The 17520-nt window shown below is 33.2% G+C and carries 19 protein-coding genes; 10 read left to right on the top strand and 9 right to left on the bottom strand.

Going from position 1 to position 17520, the window contains the following annotated elements:
- Genes LNP81_RS14480 through LNP81_RS14465 form a run of 4 tightly spaced genes read right to left on the bottom strand, consistent with a single transcriptional unit; the run spans position 1 to position 3119 of the window.
- Entirely contained in the window at positions 1-744 is a 744-nt protein-coding gene (locus LNP81_RS14480) for an SDR family NAD(P)-dependent oxidoreductase (RefSeq protein WP_230036980.1), read from the bottom strand.
- Positions 744-1832: an aromatic ring-hydroxylating oxygenase subunit alpha gene (locus LNP81_RS14475; RefSeq protein WP_230036978.1), complete on the bottom strand. Its 1089-nt coding sequence runs from the start codon at positions 1830-1832 to the stop codon at positions 744-746. The genes LNP81_RS14480 and LNP81_RS14475 overlap by 1 nt, the downstream gene beginning before the upstream one ends.
- On the bottom strand, positions 1829-2884 hold the full coding sequence (locus LNP81_RS14470) for a ketoacyl-ACP synthase III (RefSeq protein WP_230036976.1): 1056 nt from the start codon (positions 2882-2884) through the stop codon (positions 1829-1831). The genes LNP81_RS14475 and LNP81_RS14470 overlap by 4 nt, the downstream gene beginning before the upstream one ends.
- A gap of 4 nt (positions 2885-2888) precedes the next feature.
- A complete protein-coding gene (locus LNP81_RS14465; RefSeq protein WP_078008137.1) occupies positions 2889-3119 on the bottom strand; it encodes a phosphopantetheine-binding protein in 231 nt (76 codons plus the stop codon).
- Between the two features lie 221 nt (positions 3120-3340).
- Between LNP81_RS14465 and LNP81_RS14460 the strand changes: the two genes are divergently transcribed.
- Together LNP81_RS14460 and LNP81_RS14455 are read left to right on the top strand one after the other, a co-directional pair.
- Positions 3341-4417: a DegT/DnrJ/EryC1/StrS family aminotransferase gene (locus tag LNP81_RS14460; RefSeq protein ID WP_230036974.1), complete on the top strand. Its 1077-nt coding sequence runs from the start codon at positions 3341-3343 to the stop codon at positions 4415-4417.
- Positions 4418-4454: 37 nt separating this feature from the next.
- Entirely contained in the window at positions 4455-5027 is a 573-nt protein-coding gene (locus tag LNP81_RS14455) for an L-threonylcarbamoyladenylate synthase (protein ID WP_230036972.1), read from the top strand.
- A 110-nt stretch (positions 5028-5137) separates the two neighbouring features.
- On the opposite strand, the gene LNP81_RS14450 is transcribed toward LNP81_RS14455, so the two are convergent.
- Complete coding sequence (locus LNP81_RS14450; RefSeq protein ID WP_230036970.1) at positions 5138-6262, bottom strand: cysteine desulfurase family protein; 1125 nt, start codon at positions 6260-6262, stop codon at positions 5138-5140.
- A gap of 87 nt (positions 6263-6349) precedes the next feature.
- On the opposite strand from LNP81_RS14450, the gene LNP81_RS14445 reads away from it, so the two are divergent.
- The gene (locus LNP81_RS14445) at positions 6350-7321 is read left to right on the top strand and encodes a hypothetical protein (protein WP_230036968.1); all 972 of its coding nucleotides are present in this window, start codon (positions 6350-6352) and stop codon (positions 7319-7321) included.
- Between the two features lie 151 nt (positions 7322-7472).
- Here the strand turns inward: LNP81_RS14445 and LNP81_RS14440 are convergent, their stop codons facing one another.
- The 3 genes from LNP81_RS14440 to LNP81_RS14430 all read right to left on the bottom strand — a co-directional run bounded on the left by LNP81_RS14440 (position 7473) and on the right by LNP81_RS14430 (position 9284).
- Complete coding sequence (locus LNP81_RS14440; protein WP_230036966.1) at positions 7473-8024, bottom strand: Smr/MutS family protein; 552 nt, start codon at positions 8022-8024, stop codon at positions 7473-7475.
- Positions 8014-8199 carry a hypothetical protein gene (locus LNP81_RS14435; RefSeq protein WP_230036963.1) on the bottom strand — a complete coding sequence of 62 codons (186 nt, stop codon included), beginning with the start codon at positions 8197-8199 and terminating at the stop codon, positions 8014-8016. The genes LNP81_RS14440 and LNP81_RS14435 overlap by 11 nt, the downstream gene beginning before the upstream one ends.
- A gap of 383 nt (positions 8200-8582) precedes the next feature.
- Complete coding sequence (locus LNP81_RS14430) at positions 8583-9284, bottom strand: DUF1003 domain-containing protein (RefSeq protein WP_230036961.1); 702 nt, start codon at positions 9282-9284, stop codon at positions 8583-8585.
- 189 nt (positions 9285-9473) lie between these two features.
- Here LNP81_RS14430 and epsC point away from each other — a divergent pair, with 189 nt between their 5' ends.
- The 3 genes from epsC (at position 9474) to LNP81_RS14415 (ending at position 12437) form a co-directional block, all read left to right on the top strand.
- Complete coding sequence (gene epsC, locus LNP81_RS14425) at positions 9474-10265, top strand: serine O-acetyltransferase EpsC (protein WP_230036959.1); 792 nt, start codon at positions 9474-9476, stop codon at positions 10263-10265.
- Between the two features lies 1 nt (position 10266).
- Positions 10267-11154, top strand: a complete 888-nt coding sequence (gene cysM / locus LNP81_RS14420) for a cysteine synthase CysM (RefSeq protein WP_230036957.1) — start codon at positions 10267-10269, stop codon at positions 11152-11154.
- Between the two features lie 296 nt (positions 11155-11450).
- Positions 11451-12437, top strand: a complete 987-nt coding sequence (locus LNP81_RS14415) for an aldo/keto reductase (RefSeq protein ID WP_230036955.1) — start codon at positions 11451-11453, stop codon at positions 12435-12437.
- A 162-nt stretch (positions 12438-12599) separates the two neighbouring features.
- Here the strand turns inward: LNP81_RS14415 and LNP81_RS14410 are convergent, their stop codons facing one another.
- On the bottom strand, positions 12600-13649 hold the full coding sequence (locus tag LNP81_RS14410; protein WP_230036953.1) for a sensor histidine kinase: 1050 nt from the start codon (positions 13647-13649) through the stop codon (positions 12600-12602).
- A gap of 158 nt (positions 13650-13807) precedes the next feature.
- On the opposite strand from LNP81_RS14410, the gene rlmD reads away from it, so the two are divergent.
- Genes rlmD through LNP81_RS14390 form a run of 4 tightly spaced genes read left to right on the top strand, consistent with a single transcriptional unit; the run spans position 13808 to position 17486 of the window.
- Positions 13808-15220 carry a 23S rRNA (uracil(1939)-C(5))-methyltransferase RlmD gene (rlmD, locus tag LNP81_RS14405; RefSeq protein WP_230036951.1) on the top strand — a complete coding sequence of 471 codons (1413 nt, stop codon included), beginning with the start codon at positions 13808-13810 and terminating at the stop codon, positions 15218-15220.
- A gap of 10 nt (positions 15221-15230) precedes the next feature.
- Positions 15231-15767, top strand: coding sequence for a DUF6452 family protein (locus tag LNP81_RS14400; RefSeq protein ID WP_230036949.1), 537 nt, complete (start codon positions 15231-15233; stop codon positions 15765-15767).
- Positions 15739-16536, top strand: coding sequence for a DUF6048 family protein (locus LNP81_RS14395; protein WP_230036947.1), 798 nt, complete (start codon positions 15739-15741; stop codon positions 16534-16536). Before LNP81_RS14400 ends, LNP81_RS14395 begins: the two co-directional genes overlap by 29 nt.
- 11 nt (positions 16537-16547) lie before the next feature.
- Entirely contained in the window at positions 16548-17486 is a 939-nt protein-coding gene (locus tag LNP81_RS14390) for an XAC2610-related protein (RefSeq protein WP_230036945.1), read from the top strand.
- The last annotated feature ends 34 nt before the right edge of the window (positions 17487-17520 follow it).

Here is a 17520-nt window from a genome sequence, read left to right as displayed (position 1 = left end):
TTATATCGTTGATGTTCTTCCTCCGTCTAAAACTATATTTTGGCCCGTTATCCAGCTGCTTGCTTCAGACAATAAAAAAACAATAGGATTGGCAACCTGTACAGGATCTCCATATCCTAATGGGTATTTTTTTTCATCTTGCTGAATAACTTCTAAAGATAAATCTTCAATAGATTTTGATGTTATTTCGGTTTTAACCATTCCTGGCGAAACACAGTTTACACGTGTTTTACTAGCGGCAAATTCAGCCGCCCAAACTTTAGAAATAGCAATTAATGCTCCTTTGCTTGCCGCATAAATTCCGTTTCCTTTCATCCCGAACAAGCCGGCTATAGAGGAAACCAGCACAATCGAACTTCCTTTATTTATTTTTTTCTTTTTAAATATCAAATTAATCAGATAAGCAATCGAATCAAAATTGACACTTCTCATTTCATTCATCAATTCTTCTGAATAAAATTTTACGGGCGCCAACGACACTATTCCTGCTGAATGAACGACACCGTCAATATTTTCGATTGAATCAACAATAGTTTTGATATCTTCTATTTTGGATAAATCTGCGGCTATAAAGCTATTTTCGCTTCCGCATTCTTCGATTAATTTTTCGAGAAAATCCTGACGTCTTGCAATTGCAATAAAAGTTCCTCCTTGTCTGGCTATGGCCAGACAGGTTTCATATCCAATACCTGAAGATGCTCCTGTTACTACTATTTTTTTTCCTGATAAATCAAATGGGTTCATTATATCTCTTTTAATTCTTTTTTAGCATTAAAATATTCGTAAAACTTTAGAATTCTAAATTCTTCATCACCAAATATTGGCGAACTGTCTTTAAAATTTACAAGATTTGTCTGAATATTTTCTACTATCTTTTTATCTTCATTTAAAACCAAATCCAAAGATTCGTTTGTGCTATTATTAATAAAATCAATAATATTTTGTTCAGATTCGCTTAATTCTTTATCAAATTTGGGAGAGAAATAACGCACTCTTAAATTTGTTTTCGAAGGCGATTCGGGTAACATAAAACCAAAGTAAAATCCCTTTCCTTCTACAGAACTTATAAAAGCATTGGGATAAATGTAAAAATGCAAATATCCTTGTGTTTTAAAGGTTCGGCTTGCGAGCGATTTTTCGATAATTTTATTTTGTTTGGCGCTTTCTCCTTTCGGGAATTCACACCAACTGTGCGCATCAAAAAAATCGAATTTTTCCGGAGCTATAGAACCAAATCCCATTTTTGCAAATGAGTTTTCGTGCACCGAAGTACAATGATAACACTCGAGGACATTTTCGACCAGAAGTTTCCAATTTACTTTATGCTCAATTGTATAATCGATTGTTTTTGATCCAAAATGTATGCTAATCTCCTGTAACGGAACAAATATATTGCCTAGATATTCTTCTAAATTTTGATCAAGCTCATTGTTTAATTTTATAAAAACAAAATCACCACAGTAATCAACTTCATATTCTTTAAGTCTCAATTCGTTGATATTGTCTTTCTCGAATGAGTTGCGACACATCAAACCTATAACATTGCCTTTTTTCCCGTACGTCCAGTTATGATACAAACATGATGAAACTCTGTTTCCATAAGGTTCTTCATGTATTGTATTGAATCTGTGCAAACATACATTCTGAAAAGACTTTATTGCACCATTATAATTCTGAACAAATATTTTATTTCCAAAATATTCAAAAGTTACAAAATCATTATTGTTTAATAATTCATTTTTATGCGCAACAAGAATCCAGGATTCCTCCAGAAATAAAGATTTTTCTTTTTGATAAACTGCTTCGTCTATGTAGTTTAAGTTTTTTGTCATATTTCTATCAAATCTGAAATCACAACATTATCCAGTCTTATTTTAGCTGTTCCCCAGGATAACCCAACTCCAAAACCACAAATAATCAAATCCTTAGACTCATTTGTTAAACTTTCTTTCAGCTGAGCAGCAATAGTTAGAGGAATTGTTGCAGATGATGTATTTCCAAATTCTTTTAATGAATAAGGAACTTTTTCTACCGGCAATTTTAGTTTTTTAACAATCATTTTATTCATCATCAAATTGGCCTGATGAAATACAAAATGATCAATAGCATCTTTATCGATTTCAAATTTCTCGATAAGTTTATTTACTGTTTTAGGAGCCTGGGAAATTCCAAAACCAAAAACATCCATTCCGTCAAGAATCAAATTGCAGGAATTACGACTAATTCCTTCTTCGATATTTATTACTTTAAGAGAATCTTCATTTATTCTGTTTCTTGATCCTCCGTCTGGTATCATAATAGCTTTATAACCTGAACCGTCTGTACCTAAATCAAAAAGTAAATTATCGGCATTTTCATCGAGCTCAAATGCCGTTGCACTACCTCCGTCACCAAAAAGCGGAACTGTACTTTTATCTGATTTCGAAATCAATTTACTGCTTGTATCTCCAGCCAAAAGCAATCCTTTTTTGATACCGATTGCTTTCATCATACTCGCTATTATCGATATTCCGTAAACATAACCGGAACATCCTAACGGCACATCAAAAGCGATACAATTAGTAGATAATCCTAGTCTATCCTGAAGTATTGCAGCAGAAACAGGTAAAATATAATCGGCAGTTTGCGAAACAAAAACCAAAATTTCTATTTCTTCTTTTTGCCAGTTTAAGTCTTTGATTAATTTTTCAGCAGCTTCACAACATAAATCCGAAGTACAAATTTCCTTAGTTACTACGCGTCGTTCTTCGACTCCGGTGGCATCAATGAATTTTTGAATTTCTTCTGGTGTTAGTATATCTAAATCAATGTTGCGTTCCGTATTTTTTGGAACGCAACAAGATATACCTTTTATCGCAATGTTATTTACTGAAAAAGTAGCCATTTGATTATGCTTTATTTTTAATTATTTCGAAGATATCATTTAATGAAGTTGAAGATTTAATATCATCTCCTGTTAATTTTACAGCGTATTCTTCATCAGCCATAGCGATTAATGACAAGGCTGTTAAGGAATCCCATTCTTCCAAATCTCTAAAAACAGTTTCTTGTTTAATTAATGCCGCATCTGTATCGTCTAAAATATCTGCAAAATTTCGCAAAAAAGTGTTGATTTCCATAGTATTCTTAAATTTATTTTGATTTTATTATTGTTATTACTTTTATAAAAAAGCCGCATAAATTATTGTCATTCAAACAACTCTGCTGTTTGTAGTTTTTCTTATAATGTTATAATACTGACTTATGCCAAAAATTCAGGTTTCTTTTGCTATTTTTACCCCACAAATATAACAATAGTTTGCCCTTAAAGATAAATTAAAAACCACTAATCAAAAATTTAATGATTCCTGTAACCAAAACTTTTTTACCTCCACAAGAAGAATACAATCTTTTTGTAAAACGTGCATGGGACAAAGCTTGGCTTACAAATCGCGGTGAACTTACCATAGAATTAGAAAACAAACTCAAAAATTATCTTGACGTTTCTAATGTAATTATTACTAATAACGGCACAATACCAATTCAAATTGCCTTAAAATTATTTGGCAAAGGAGGCGAAATAATCACCACTCCTTTTTCTTATGTGGCCACTTCTGCAGCAATTGTATGGGAAAACTGTACGCCTGTTTTTGTCGACATAGATCCGGATTATTTAACCATTGACGAAACCAAAATCGAAGCTGCAATTACTCCAAAAACCACTGCAATACTGGCAACACATGTTTTTGGAAATCCTTGTCATGTAATCGAAATTGAGAAAATTGCAAAAAAACACAATTTAAAAGTCATTTACGATGCCGCTCATTCTTTTGGAGTTAGATACAATAACCAGTCTGTATTTAATTTTGGAGATGTGAGCACTTGCAGTTTTCACGCAACAAAATTATTTCATACCGGAGAAGGTGGTGCAATATTCTGCGATGATAAAGAAATTTTCCATCAGTTGTATTACAGCCATAATTTTGGGCATGATGGGCCTTTAGCATTTCATGGTTTAGGAATTAATGCTAAAATATCTGAACTGCAATCGGCAATGGGTTTAGCAGTGTTTCCTTACATGGATCATATTATTGCCGAAAGAAAAAAAGTAGTCGATTTTTACCATGAAAATTTAAATTTTGAAACCGTAAAATCTTTAAAAATAAGAGAAAACACAGAATGGAATTACAGTTATTATCCTGTAATTTTTAGTTCAGAAGATGTTTTATTGAAAGTTCAGAATGCTCTGGCAGATGAAAATATATTTCCCCGACGTTATTTCTATCCGTCTTTAAATACAATAGAATATACAAAAGGCAATGAAATGCCAATTTCCGAATCGGTAGCATCACGAATTTTATGCCTGCCTTTGTATGTAGGAATCGCTGTAGCTGATTTAGAAAAAATAGTTCAAATTATAAATAAACAAACCTTATAACAAAGCTGTTTTGTTATCATTAAAAATATTTTAGGTTATGAGTCAAGACATTAACACTGAAGTTCACAACGCCTACGAAGTCATAAAAGAAGGCGGAATCATACTTTACCCAACCGATACCGTTTGGGGAATTGGCTGCGATGCAACTAATCCTGAAGCTGTTGCCAAAATATATAAATTGAAACAACGTGCCGAAACACAAAGCATGATTGTATTAATGAATGGCGAAAAAATGATGTACAATGTATTCAAAAACATCCCTGAAGTTGCCTGGCAGATTTGGGATTTATCTGAAAAACCAACTACATTAATTTTAGATGACCCACGAAATGTAGCAGCAAATATTATTGCCACAGATAAATCATTAGGAGTTCGTTTAGTAAAAGAGCCTTTTTGCTTTAAATTATTAGAACGAATGAAAAAGCCTTTGGTTTCAACTTCGGCAAATATTTCAGGACAGCCTACTCCTATCGCTTTCAAGGATATTAGCCCTGAAATCATTAAGGGAGTTGATTATGTAGTAAAACTAAATCACGATAAACTAGCCGGAAAACCATCAACAATCATCAAACTAACGAATGATTCGCAGGTGAAAGTGATACGCAAATAATTTTAGATTGCAGATTATATTTTAGATTGCAGATTTTAGAATATAAATTATCTAAAATCTGCAAAAAACTTAGCATCTTAGAATCTTAGTCCCTTAGTATCTCAGAAACTTTAAAGAGCTTTCAAACTCTCAATCAACCAATCGATATCTTCTTTGGTATTATAATGACTAAATGAAATTCGGAGATTTGGTAATTTTAAATCTGTCTCCGAAAGCATTTCTTTTAAAACATGCGAAGGTTTTATACTTCCGGACTGGCAGGCACTTCCTCTCGAAACCGCAATTCCTTTCATATCTAAACTAAACAAAAGCATTGAAGTTTTATCTGCAGAAAAAGGCAATATGATATTAATGATATTATAAAAGTCATCTTTTTTACCATTTATTCTAAAGCCTGGAAAATGAATTTCTAACTGATCAATCAGGTACATTTTCAAATCTGTAATATATTTTCTTTCCTGATCTAAATTCTCATACGAGAGAGACAATGCTTTTGCCATACCCGCAATTTGATGCACAGCTTCGGTTCCTGCGCGAAGTCCTTTTTCTTGTTCTCCGCCAAAAATAAGCGGCTGCAAACCTGAATTTTTTCGAACAAAAGCAAAACCAATTCCTTTTGGCCCATGAAATTTATGCGCGCTTGCAATGATAAAATCGACTGGCGTTTTTTGTAAATCAATCTCGGTTTTACCAACAGATTGCACAGTATCTGAATGAAACAAAGTATTGTATTGTTTACATATAACACCAACTCTGTCCAGATCTAAAATAGTTCCTGTTTCATTGTTTACATGCATTAAACTCACAATAGTCTTTTTCTCTTCTGCCAATAAATTAGACAAATGAGTAAGATCGATACTTCCGTCAGGGTTTATTTTGACATAATCAACCTGAACATTATATTCAGATTCTAAGACTAAAACAGTGTGCAAAACGGCATGATGCTCAATTTTTGTAGTAATGATGCGCTCGATTTTAAGATCTTCTACTGCCGAACGAAGAATCCAGTTATCCGCTTCAGTTCCTCCCGAAGTAAAAATAATTTCTTGTGCAGAACAGTTTAAATGTTTGGCAATACTTTTTCTGGAAAGCTCCAAAATAGTCTTTCCATTTCTTCCAAAACTATGTGTAGAAGACGGATTACCAAAATCTTCTGTCATTACTTTAGTCATTTCCTGAATAACTTCAGGACGCATAGCGGTTGTAGAGGCGTTATCGAGGTATACTTTTTTCATTACTGCAAAGTTATGAAATATCAATTGTCTAATCTTAAATATCATTTGCCAAATTTTTCACTATTTTTGACATCAAATAAAATTACGATGAAAAAATATGCAAGCCTTCTATTGTTCGCCCTATTACTAAACGGTTGCGATGATGGTGATTTAACAGTAGATACTATTGATTTTAGCGATGAGAGTATTAGTTCTCAAACCTGTGACCCACTAACCAACAATCTAATATACAGACTTAAAACTCAGGAATCATTATTACTTCAATTACCTGATAATAGCATTAAAAATGATCCGTCTGTTTATACCTATGATATCGATAATAGCGCATATCGTGTGGTATACAGAGCTTATGATGGTACTGTAGCCACTGCCAATATATGTGGTACAATACCGCCAAAAACTCCTAACATTACAGAAGAATGGCTTGGAACAGGAGGAATAATAGAAATTACTACCAGTTCTAATATTGAATCAAATGCGACCGACGGAAGTACTAAAATCACAGGCTACAATCATAACATTGTTTTTAGAAATATCACTTTTGCCAAACCGTCAGGAGATCAAGTTGAAAAGGAATATGTTTTTGGGGTTTATAAAACTTCATATACTTCACCAACTACCGCTTTTACCAATCCTGTTCAGCAATGCCCAACTTCAAAACAGCTTTACAATTATAGCACATCATCAGCATTAACGATTGACAATATCGACCCTGCATTGATTGTTAACGAAATAACTACTACACCAAGAAGTGGCCTTATTAACGCAAATGGTACAACAAATAAAGTTTTATTACGTACTTATATAAACGGTACACTAACGCAAGGTTACTTTTGTAATACAACAATACCATCAACTCCTGCTGTCAGCGAAACATGGATTGCTCAGGATGGAATTGCACAAACAAGCGGAATTATAGAAGTTACAACAACAAATGTCAACAACGTTTTCACCCATACTATTGTTCTTAAAAATGTGACATTACAAAAAGATCACAGTTCTTTTAAACTGCCCACAACTTATACTTATGGAAACTTAGAAGTGGTAGTAGCACCATAACTTAAATCTGGTTTTCAAGCATTAAAAATCGAGATTTAATTCCCACAAAAAAACATCCGTTTTTCAACACTAATTTCAATAGAAAATTAGGCTGAAAAACGGATGTTTTTTTATGCTTTAATACGGATAAATTCAACCCTAAAAAAGAGTGTTATTTATTATTTTGTCTAAAATAAACTTCAGTGGCACCTAAGCCATATTTTTGATAATTGGCATCCTGAAAATCTATTCCGTCGTAACGGCCTAATAAAAAATCAAGTTCAGCTTTTAGAATTCCTTCACCAACACCATGAATAAAAACAATTTTTGGAATGCGGTTTCTAATCGCAAATTCAATATGTCTTTTTGCTGTTTCCGTCTGTAAAGTCAGGATGTCATAATTCGACATTCCTCGTTTATTAGGAACCAGTTTTTCAATGTGTAAATCAAATTCCGGTGCTGCAATTTCGCGTTTATCTTTCTTTTCTTTTACAAAACTCCTTGCTTTTGGCTCTTCTTTCTCTTTTGAAACTGCATCTAAATCAATTCTTTTAATAGAATTCATTAAATTACTGGAATCCTGAATTTTAAGCAGCTCATTGACAAAAAATGTCATCACAAATCCATCCTCTGTTTCGATCAAAACCTCATTGTTTTTCACCGAAACTACTGTTCCGTTTATAGCTTCGTCTAAGACTGAAACCTTATCTCCTTTAGTCAACATCCTCTTCTTGTTTATCTTGATTTTTACTAGGCGTTTTTGCACTCAATTGCATCATTCCAAACATGAAAACTACAATTGCAATTACCGTTATATAAATATTTTTCTCTGCCGAAACCTGCTCGTATAACGCAACCGAAATAGCAAGAATCATTATTAAAATTTTAAAAGTTTTCATTTTCTATGTATTAAGAATTCAAAAGTATGAAACTTTAAAATAGTAGTTCACTACTCTCTAAAACGAATCAAATATTTTTCTTGTAAAACAACCTAAAATATTCATGGCTAAACCGGCAAAATTGGCCTGTCAAAAAAGATAAAAAACGGGCTTCTTTTTCTAGTAGTAAAAAACCATTTTCAAATACACTTTATTCTTACTTTTTACTCAAGAAAAATTTCTTTAATTACTCTTCTTTGCATCTCTATTTTCTTCCTGTTTTTAGCACCTTTTAACTTTTATAAAAATCAAAAAATCATCTCAAAAAAATGTTCTTTTCAATTTCAAAAAAAGTTGATCTCTAATTTTATTTGATTTTTTTATGACTCGAAATTTTGCTTAGTTTATTTTTTAATCTGGTTCAAAATATCATTCATCATCTCGATTTGCACTTTCTGAATTTCGATTAATTCTTGTTGCTGATGCATAATCATGTGATCGATTTTATCATGAATCATTCTGATTTCTAATTCTGATTTCAGGTTAATCATATAATCTTTTTTGGCACGATTTCTATCTTTTTCTTCCTGACGATTCTGACTCATCATAATTACCGGAGCTTGCAAAGCGGCAATACAGGATAAAATTAAATTCAGTAAAATAAACGGATACGGATCAAAACCTTTATTAACCAAAATATAAACATTGGCACCAATCCAGACGACGATAAAAAGCAAAAACGAAATAATAAAAGTCCAGCTTCCGCCAAAGTCAGCCACTTTATCGGCTATTTTTTGTCCAAAACTTCTCACCTCTTCCTCATCTTCAGCAATACTAACTATTGATTTATCTTCTTTAAGAGAATTAATAACACTTTTTTCAAGATCAGAAAGCGTTCCTATTTCTGTAGATAAATATCTCGAAATGTATTTTTGGCGGTACTCATTTAATTCTTTTACTGCTATACAATCCTGATCGCTAAAAGAAGGAAAGTCTTCTATAATAAGCCCTAAAATTGGATCATGAATGGAATTTCCCCAAATTTTCTCGCTTTCGGGAAAAGAAAGATTAGAAATAGCGCTTTTAAAAGTCGAATTGTTTTTCATTTTATAAATTTTACTCGCTAATTTACGCATTTAACTTCTTAAGAATCCTATAAAAAAATCGCCTTTATTTTTATTTTATTTATCACAAATACAATTCTCAAAACAAAATTTCTTTATCTAATTCGTGTTCTTATTTACAAAAAACGCACTACTTTTAACGTTTTAAATTATCCACTCAATTTTTCAATTGTGACAAAAGACACTATCATACAAAATATAAAAGCTCTAAAAAGCCATTCTAATATAAATTACGGTATCAAAACCAAAACAGAAGATTTTACCGAGAAGCTTTTCTATACCCTTTTTGATTCGAATGCTGCCTTAGACGAGAGTATCGATGAACTTGAAATCAGGTTTAAAGAAATTGCTGTTTTAGCGTGCAAAAAACCACAAAATTTATGCGAATCTATTTGGGACAGATTTCTAGAAAAACTTCCCGGTGTTTTGGAAAAACTAAATCAGGATGCTGAATATATTCTTGAAAATGATCCTGCATCAAACAGTATCGATGAAGTTTATTTAGGTTATCCCGGTTTTTATGCAATTGCAATTTATCGCTTAAGTCACGAATTATACCATTTGGACTTATTGCTGTTTTCGAGATTAATGAGCGAATATGCGCACCGAATTACTGGAACTGATATTCACGCCGGCGCTGATATTGCTTCTCCTTTTTTTATCGATCACGCTACCGGAATTGTTATTGGCGAAACGACAGTAATAAAAAAACACGTAAAGATTTATCAGGGTGTAACTCTTGGTGCTTTGAGCGTGAGCAAAGACATGAAAAACGCCAAAAGACACCCAACCGTAGAAGCTAATGTTTGCATTTATGCAAATGCAACTATTTTGGGAGGCGAAACTACTATAGGCAAAAATAGTATTGTTGGAGGAAATGCCTGGGTAACCAAATCGATTCCTGAAGATTCTATAGTCATCAATACCACTACAACTGAAGTTAAAATAAAAGAAAAAAAATAAAATGAACGCACAGAAATTGCTAAACCTGATTGGAAATACTCCTTTGATGGAAACTGTCAATTTGGTTAAAAATAAAAATGTAAAACTTTTACTGAAGCTGGAAGGAAATAATCCGGGCGGAAGTGTAAAAGACAGAGCGGCTTATAACATGATCGCTGCAGCTCTTGAAAGAGGCGATATTAAAAAAGGCGACAAACTGATTGAAGCGACAAGCGGTAACACCGGAATTGCTTTGGCTATGATTGCGCAATTGTTTCAAATCGAGATCGAATTAGTATTACCCGAAGATTCTACAAAAGAAAGAACTCAAACCATGCGTGCTTATGGCGCTACAGTGATTTTAACGCCCGCTAGCGAAGGAATTATTGGTTCAAGGGACTATGCCGATAAAAAAGTGGCAGAAGGCGGATATATCATGCTAAATCAGTTTGCAAATGATGACAACTGGAAAGCACATTACAAAACCACGGGTCCTGAAATCTGGAATGACACTGATGGTACGGTAACGCATTTTGTTTCGGCAATGGGAACCACAGGAACCATCATTGGAACTTCGACTTATTTAAAAGAAAAAAATCCCGCCGTTCAGATCATTGGTGCGCAACCAAGCGACGGATCTCAAATTCCGGGAATTCGTAAATGGCCACAGGAATATTTGCCTAAAATATTCGACGCTTCGAAAGTAGATACCGTTGTAGACGTAAGCGAAGAAGAAGCTCGCGAAATGACCAAACGTTTAGCACTTGAAGAAGGTGTTTTTGCAGGAATGAGCAGCGGAGGTTCTGTTGCCGTTGCCCTAAAAATCGCCGAAAAATTAGAATCAGGCGTAATTGTTGCCGTTATCTGCGATCGCGGTGATCGTTATTTGTCTTCGGATTTATTTGATTGAGAAAAGAGATGCTAAGGTTCTGAGTTGCTAAGATTCTAAGTTTTTCAACTTTGAATTAAAACCTTAGCAACTCAGAACCTTATAAACTTAGCATCTTAAAAAAAAAAAACTTAGCATCTCAGAACCTCAGTCCCGAAACTTCGGGATAGCATCTTTAAAAAAAAACTTAGCATCTCAGAACCTTAGAAACTTAGCATCTTAAAAAAAAACTTAGCATCTCAGAACCTTAGTAACTTAGCATCTTTTAAAAAAAACTTAGCAACTCAGAACCTTAGAAACTTAGCACCTTAAAAAAAATGAACTACAGAAAACTAGGAAAAACAAACTTTAATATATCCGAAATCTCTCTTGGCACCTGGCAGGTGGGTGGAAAATGGGGATCAGGATTTAATGATAAAACTGCCGACGAACTTATAAATACGGCAATCGACAATGGTGTGAATTTTATTGATACTGCCGATGTTTACGAAAATGGCTTAAGCGAAACAGCTGTTGGAAGAGTTGTTCGTTCCCGCTCTGAACGAATTTATGTCGCTACAAAATGCGGCCGTCATATTAATCCTCATGTAAATGAAGGTTATCAGCTAAAAGTACTTCAGAAATATGTTGAAGACAGTTTGAAAAGAATGAAATTAGAAACATTAGATTTAATTCAGTTGCACTGTCCTCCTACAGAAGTTTTTTACCGACCTGAAATTTTTGAACTTTTTGATCGCTTAAAAGATCAGGGGAAAATTTTAAATCTCGGCGTAAGCGTTGAAAAAGTCGAAGAAGCTTTAAAAGCAATCGAATATTCGAATGTAACAACGGTTCAGATTATTTTTAATTTGTTTCGTCAGCGTCCTTCTGAATTATTTTTCTCTGAAGCCAGAAAAAAAGATATCGGGATCATTGCGAGAGTTCCCCTAGCCAGTGGACTTTTGACTGGTAAATTTGACGCAAAAACTACTTTTGATGCTCAGGATCACCGTAATTTTAATCGTAACGGAGATGCTTTCGACAAAGGAGAAACTTTTTCAGGTATCGATTATAATTTAGGTCTTGAAGCAGTTGAAAAATTAAAAGCATTATTTCCTGAAACAGCCAACCTTGCTCCTATTGCTTTACAATGGATTTTGAGTTTTAAAGATATTAGCTGCATTATTCCGGGAGCTTCTACGGCAAATCACGTAATGTCTAATTTATCGGTATATGATTTACCCAAATTAACTCCGGAGAAAATCGAAGCAATGAACAATATTTACGAAGAATACGTAAAACCATCCGTACATCAGTTATGGTAGTTTTTTTTAGTTTCTAAGGCACTAAGATTCTAAGGTTCTAAGTTTGAAAAAAAAAACTTAGAACCTTTTTTTTTCGAAACTCATAAACGACTCTAAATGTCAATTCCTCCTCATAACCCATAACTCATAATTCATAACCCATAACTCATAACCCATAACTTCTCAAGCTTCAAACTCAATTCTAAACTCGGCACCTTTATTCTTGCCTTCGCTTGTTGCGTTTAAAGTTCCTTTGTTTTTTTCGATGATTTTTTTGCAGAGGTATAATCCAATTCCGGTCGAAGATTCATTTGCAGTTCCTAATCGGCTCATTTTTGTGAATTTCTTAAACAATTCATCAATCTGATTTTTATCAAAACCAATTCCTTTATCTACAACGGTGATGATCACTTTTGAGTTTTCACTGTAAATTCTAACTTTAACTTCACTATCAAAATAAGAGAATTTAATAGCGTTACTAATTAAATTAACCAAAACCTGAACAAGCAAACCTTCATCTAATCTTAGTTTGACTTCATTTATTTTCAATTCTAAACTCAGCGTTATATTTTTATCCAGCAAGCGTTGTTCTACCTGTTCATTTATAAAAGGTAAAATTCCGGGCAACAAAATTGTTTTAATCTCCTGATTGCCTTTTACGACACGATCTTGTTCTTGTAATAATTTAATAAAATTTTCGATATATCGAAACTGTAAATTAGTAGATTCACGAATCAATTCTGCCAATTGTCGCACAGAATCAGATGGTTTTTCGCTTATAATTAAATTAGCTAGACCCTGAGGATTACCTGCGAAATTTTTCAAATCATGCGAAAGCATGTAAATTAAATCCTGTTTTTCGTTTATAAAACTTTCGGCCTCGTAAATCGATTCCTGAATATTAGCGAGCAATAACCCAGCTTCATCTGTATATTCTGTGGGTAAAATAGATAATTTTCTATTATTCCTGTAATCGTCTAATGATTTTGAAGCAAGCGATATGGGTCTAATTAACTGATTTAAAACCAAAAGTGTTATCAAAGTAGCCAGCAAAGTCATGATCAAAGAGAAAATCAAAATCGAAGTAGGCGAAACACTGTGGTTATAATAAAGTACAAAAAATAATATCCCTATTAACGGAATATGAATTCCTATAAAAGCAACAAATAAAAATTTGAAAGCATAACTTTTTTTCAGAAAGCCAATTTGTGAAAGGTTATGATATAACTTCATAAAAATATAACAATCAATGGATTAAAAATAGCAGATTTGGGTAAATTGCCAAAAACAAAGTTAACTTTTAATGTCAATTAAAATAATAAATTAAAGAATTTGATAAAATATTTTGAAAATTAAATTTGAAAAAGTTTACAAACCCTTATTTTTGCGCTATGGGAAGAAAAAATACAGACAAAGTTGTCTTTCATCAAATTCAGGTTCTTGATGCCGGAGCAAAAGGTGTATCAGTAGCAAAGGCTCCTGACGGAAAAGTAATCTTTATACCGAACGTAGTTCCGGGTGATGTTGTTGACGTTCAAACTTTCAAAAAAAGAAAAGCCTATTATGAAGGCAAAGCCGTAAAATTTCATGAATTATCAGAACATCGCATTGAACCTATTTGCGATCATTTTGGCGTTTGTGGAGGTTGTAAATGGCAAAATATGAAATACAGCCAACAGTTGTATTACAAACAAAACGAAGTAAAAAATCATTTGCAGCGTATAGGAAAAGTAGAACTTCCGGAGTTCGAAAATATTCTTGGATCTGAAAAACAGTTTTTTTACAGAAATAAAATGGAATTTTCGTTTTCTAACGCTCGTTGGTTAACCGAAAAAGAAATTGAAAGCACTGAAGATTTAGGTAACAGAAATGCATTAGGTTTTCATATCCCGAAAATGTGGGATAAAATTCTTGATATTCAAAAATGTTACTTACAGGAAGATCCTTCTAATGCCATTAGAAACGAAATTAGGGATTTTGCTAACGAACATAATTTAGCATTCTTTAACCCAAGAGAGCAATCCGGGTTGTTAAGAACTTTTATGATTCGTACAGCTTCGACTGGTGAAATCATGGTTTTAATTCAGTTTTACGAAAATGATAAAGCAAATCGTGAACTGCTTTTAGATCACCTTTATGAGAAGTTTCCACAAATTACTTCTTTGCAATATGTCGTAAATTCAAAACAAAACGACACTATTTACGATCAGAATATCAAACTATATAAAGGTAGAGATTATATTCTGGAAGAAATGGAAGGTTTAAAATTCAGCATCAATGCTAAATCTTTTTACCAGACCAACTCTGACCAGGCGTATGAATTATACAAAATAACACGTGATTTCGCAGGACTTTCAGGCGATGAAACTGTTTATGATCTATATACAGGAACTGGAACTATTGCACAATTTGTTTCTAAAAAAGCAAAAAAAGTAATTGGTGTCGAAAGTGTTCCGGAAGCTATTATAGATGCTAAAGCCAATGCAGAACGCAATAATATAACGAATTGTGAGTTTTTTGTAGGTGATATGAAAGTAGTATTTAATGAAGCCTTCATTGCCCAACACGGAAAACCGGATGTAATTATTACAGATCCGCCAAGAGATGGTATGCACAAAGACGTTATTGATCAGATCCTGAAAATTGCTCCTAAAAAAGTAGTATATGTAAGTTGTAATTCAGCAACACAAGCGCGTGATTTAGCTTTAATGGACGAAAAATACAAAGTTACCCGCGTTAGACCAGTTGATATGTTTCCGCAAACACATCATGTCGAAAATGTTGTACTTTTAGAACTTCGCTAACAAAATATAAATGAAAAAAATAATCTCTCTTTTATTGGTCTTTACGTTTGGTTTATCAAGCTGTGAAAAAGATGATATTTGTGATGCAAATACGCCCACCACTCCTCGATTAGTAATTTCATTTTACGATATTAATGATCCGTCAAAACCTAGAAATGTAAATAATTTAATGGTTATTGGAGCAGGAAAAACAGAAGGAATTATTTTTAATAAAAGTGTGACAGATACTACTAAATACGTAACAAGTGCTAGTACTGTTTCTGTCCCGTTGCGAACAGACACGATTTCGACAACATACAAATTTGTCTATAACTCATTAAGTCCAAATGCTGCTGCCATAAATACCGATGTACTAAAAATTGATTATACACATCAAAATGTATATGTATCGAGAGCCTGCGGTTTTAAAACTACTTTTACACTCGCTCCCGTAAATCCTTTTGTACGAACTGATCCGGATGGTGATGGTAATTGGATGCAGCAAATTTTTGTAAAAACCCGTAACATTGAATCTGAAAATGAAACACACCTTGAAGTATATTTTTAGTTCTTTCTTATTGTTTTCAATGTTTTTGGGCTATAGTCAGGAAACAGCAACTAAAACAGTAACAAAAGAAAAGCCCAAAACCGAAACTGCAAAACCTGCTCTTGAGGAAGTAAAAAAAGACAGCATCAAAACAGATCGCTATGGTCTTCGTGTAGGTGTTGATTTATACAAACTGACGCGTGGTCTTTATGACAAAGATTATAAAGGAATTGAAATTGTAGGCGATTTTCGTTTAACGAAAAAATACTATATCGCAGCCGAACTGGGTTTTGAAGATAAAACCACAGATGATGACAGATTGAACTCAACCGCCACAGGAACGTACATAAAAGGTGGTTTTGACTATAATTTATATCAAAACTGGCTCGACATGGAAAACTTAATTACAATAGGTTTACGAGGCGGATTTAGTACTTTTAGTCAGCAGCTTAATAATTATAAAATATACAATGCAAATCCGTATTGGGGAGAACAGCCCCCAATTGCTGCTGGTCAAAAATATACCGGCCTAACAGCAGGATGGCTGGAAGTTGCTTTAGGTTTAAAAGCAAAAGTTTTTAATAATGTATTTGTTGGGTTTGGCGTTCAGCTAAAAATGCTCGTAGCCAATTCAAAACCATCAGGATTTGATAATTTATACATACCAGGATTTAACAGAACTTACGACGGAAGTTTTGGAGTAGGTTTCAATTACACCGTTTCCTACTTTATTCCGCTTTACAAGAAAAAAACTATTATTCCGCAAATTATAGAAACTCCTAAAAATTAGTTTTGAGCTAAATGAACAAAATCCTTATTCTTTTTGCTTTTAGCCAAATCGCTTTTGCTCAAAAAACGATTGTAAAGACTTCGTTGCATTTCTCCGGAAAAATAGACAAGTATCCTATAGAAATGACTATTGAATTCATTCAGGGACAAGATTCTGTTTCAGGAAGCTATTATTACGGAAAAAATAAACAAAACATGCCTATTTTTACAAAAGGCATCTATAAGGCAGGCGAAATAAAACTTGACGAAACAACCTATACCGCAACTAAAAAAGGAAATGTGCCTACAAAAACAGGCTCTTTTTCATTACAATTAGACAGTGAGTATAAACTAAGCGGGATATGGCAAAACGCCAAGAAAGATAAAAAACTTAATGCCACTCTTTCTTGTCTGGAAGATTTATCTTCGTTTAATCCAAAAAATTACAGTTACAAATTAAACCAATATAAAGGTAAAGCTGAAAACACAAATGGCGAATTAGCTGATAATTTCTTAATCAGCAAACTGGATATTTATAATGCTAAAAAAGAAAAAGTACAAACAATTTCCGGCTTTAATAAAGCCATTTACGAAAAAGACGCAACAGTAGAATTAGAAGATCTAAATTTTGACGGACTTCTTGACATTAAAATTCCCATCTATTTTCCGGATAGAATTAAATTTGATAGCGGTTACCTATACTTTGTTTATGATAAAACTAAAAAACAGTTTATAAGAAATACAAAACTTGAAGCTTTAGAATCTTTAAATTTCGACCAAAAAAACAAAGAATTTGTAAAATTTGAAGCTGACGGAAGCGGAAACGAAACCGACTATTACTACAAATGGTCGAATAACAATTTCTATTTGATTAAAAAAGTTCAAAGTTTCGAAGACAACGATAAAACAACTTATACTGAGTATGAAATAAAAAACAACAAATCAGTAAAAGTCAAAGAATATCAAAAATAAAAAAAGCCATGAATTTAAATTAATAAGTTCATGG

The organism is Flavobacterium piscisymbiosum (assembly GCF_020905295.1).
GTDB lineage: Bacteria > Bacteroidota > Bacteroidia > Flavobacteriales > Flavobacteriaceae > Flavobacterium > Flavobacterium piscisymbiosum.
This window is presented reverse-complemented; position numbering and strand designations above follow the sequence as displayed.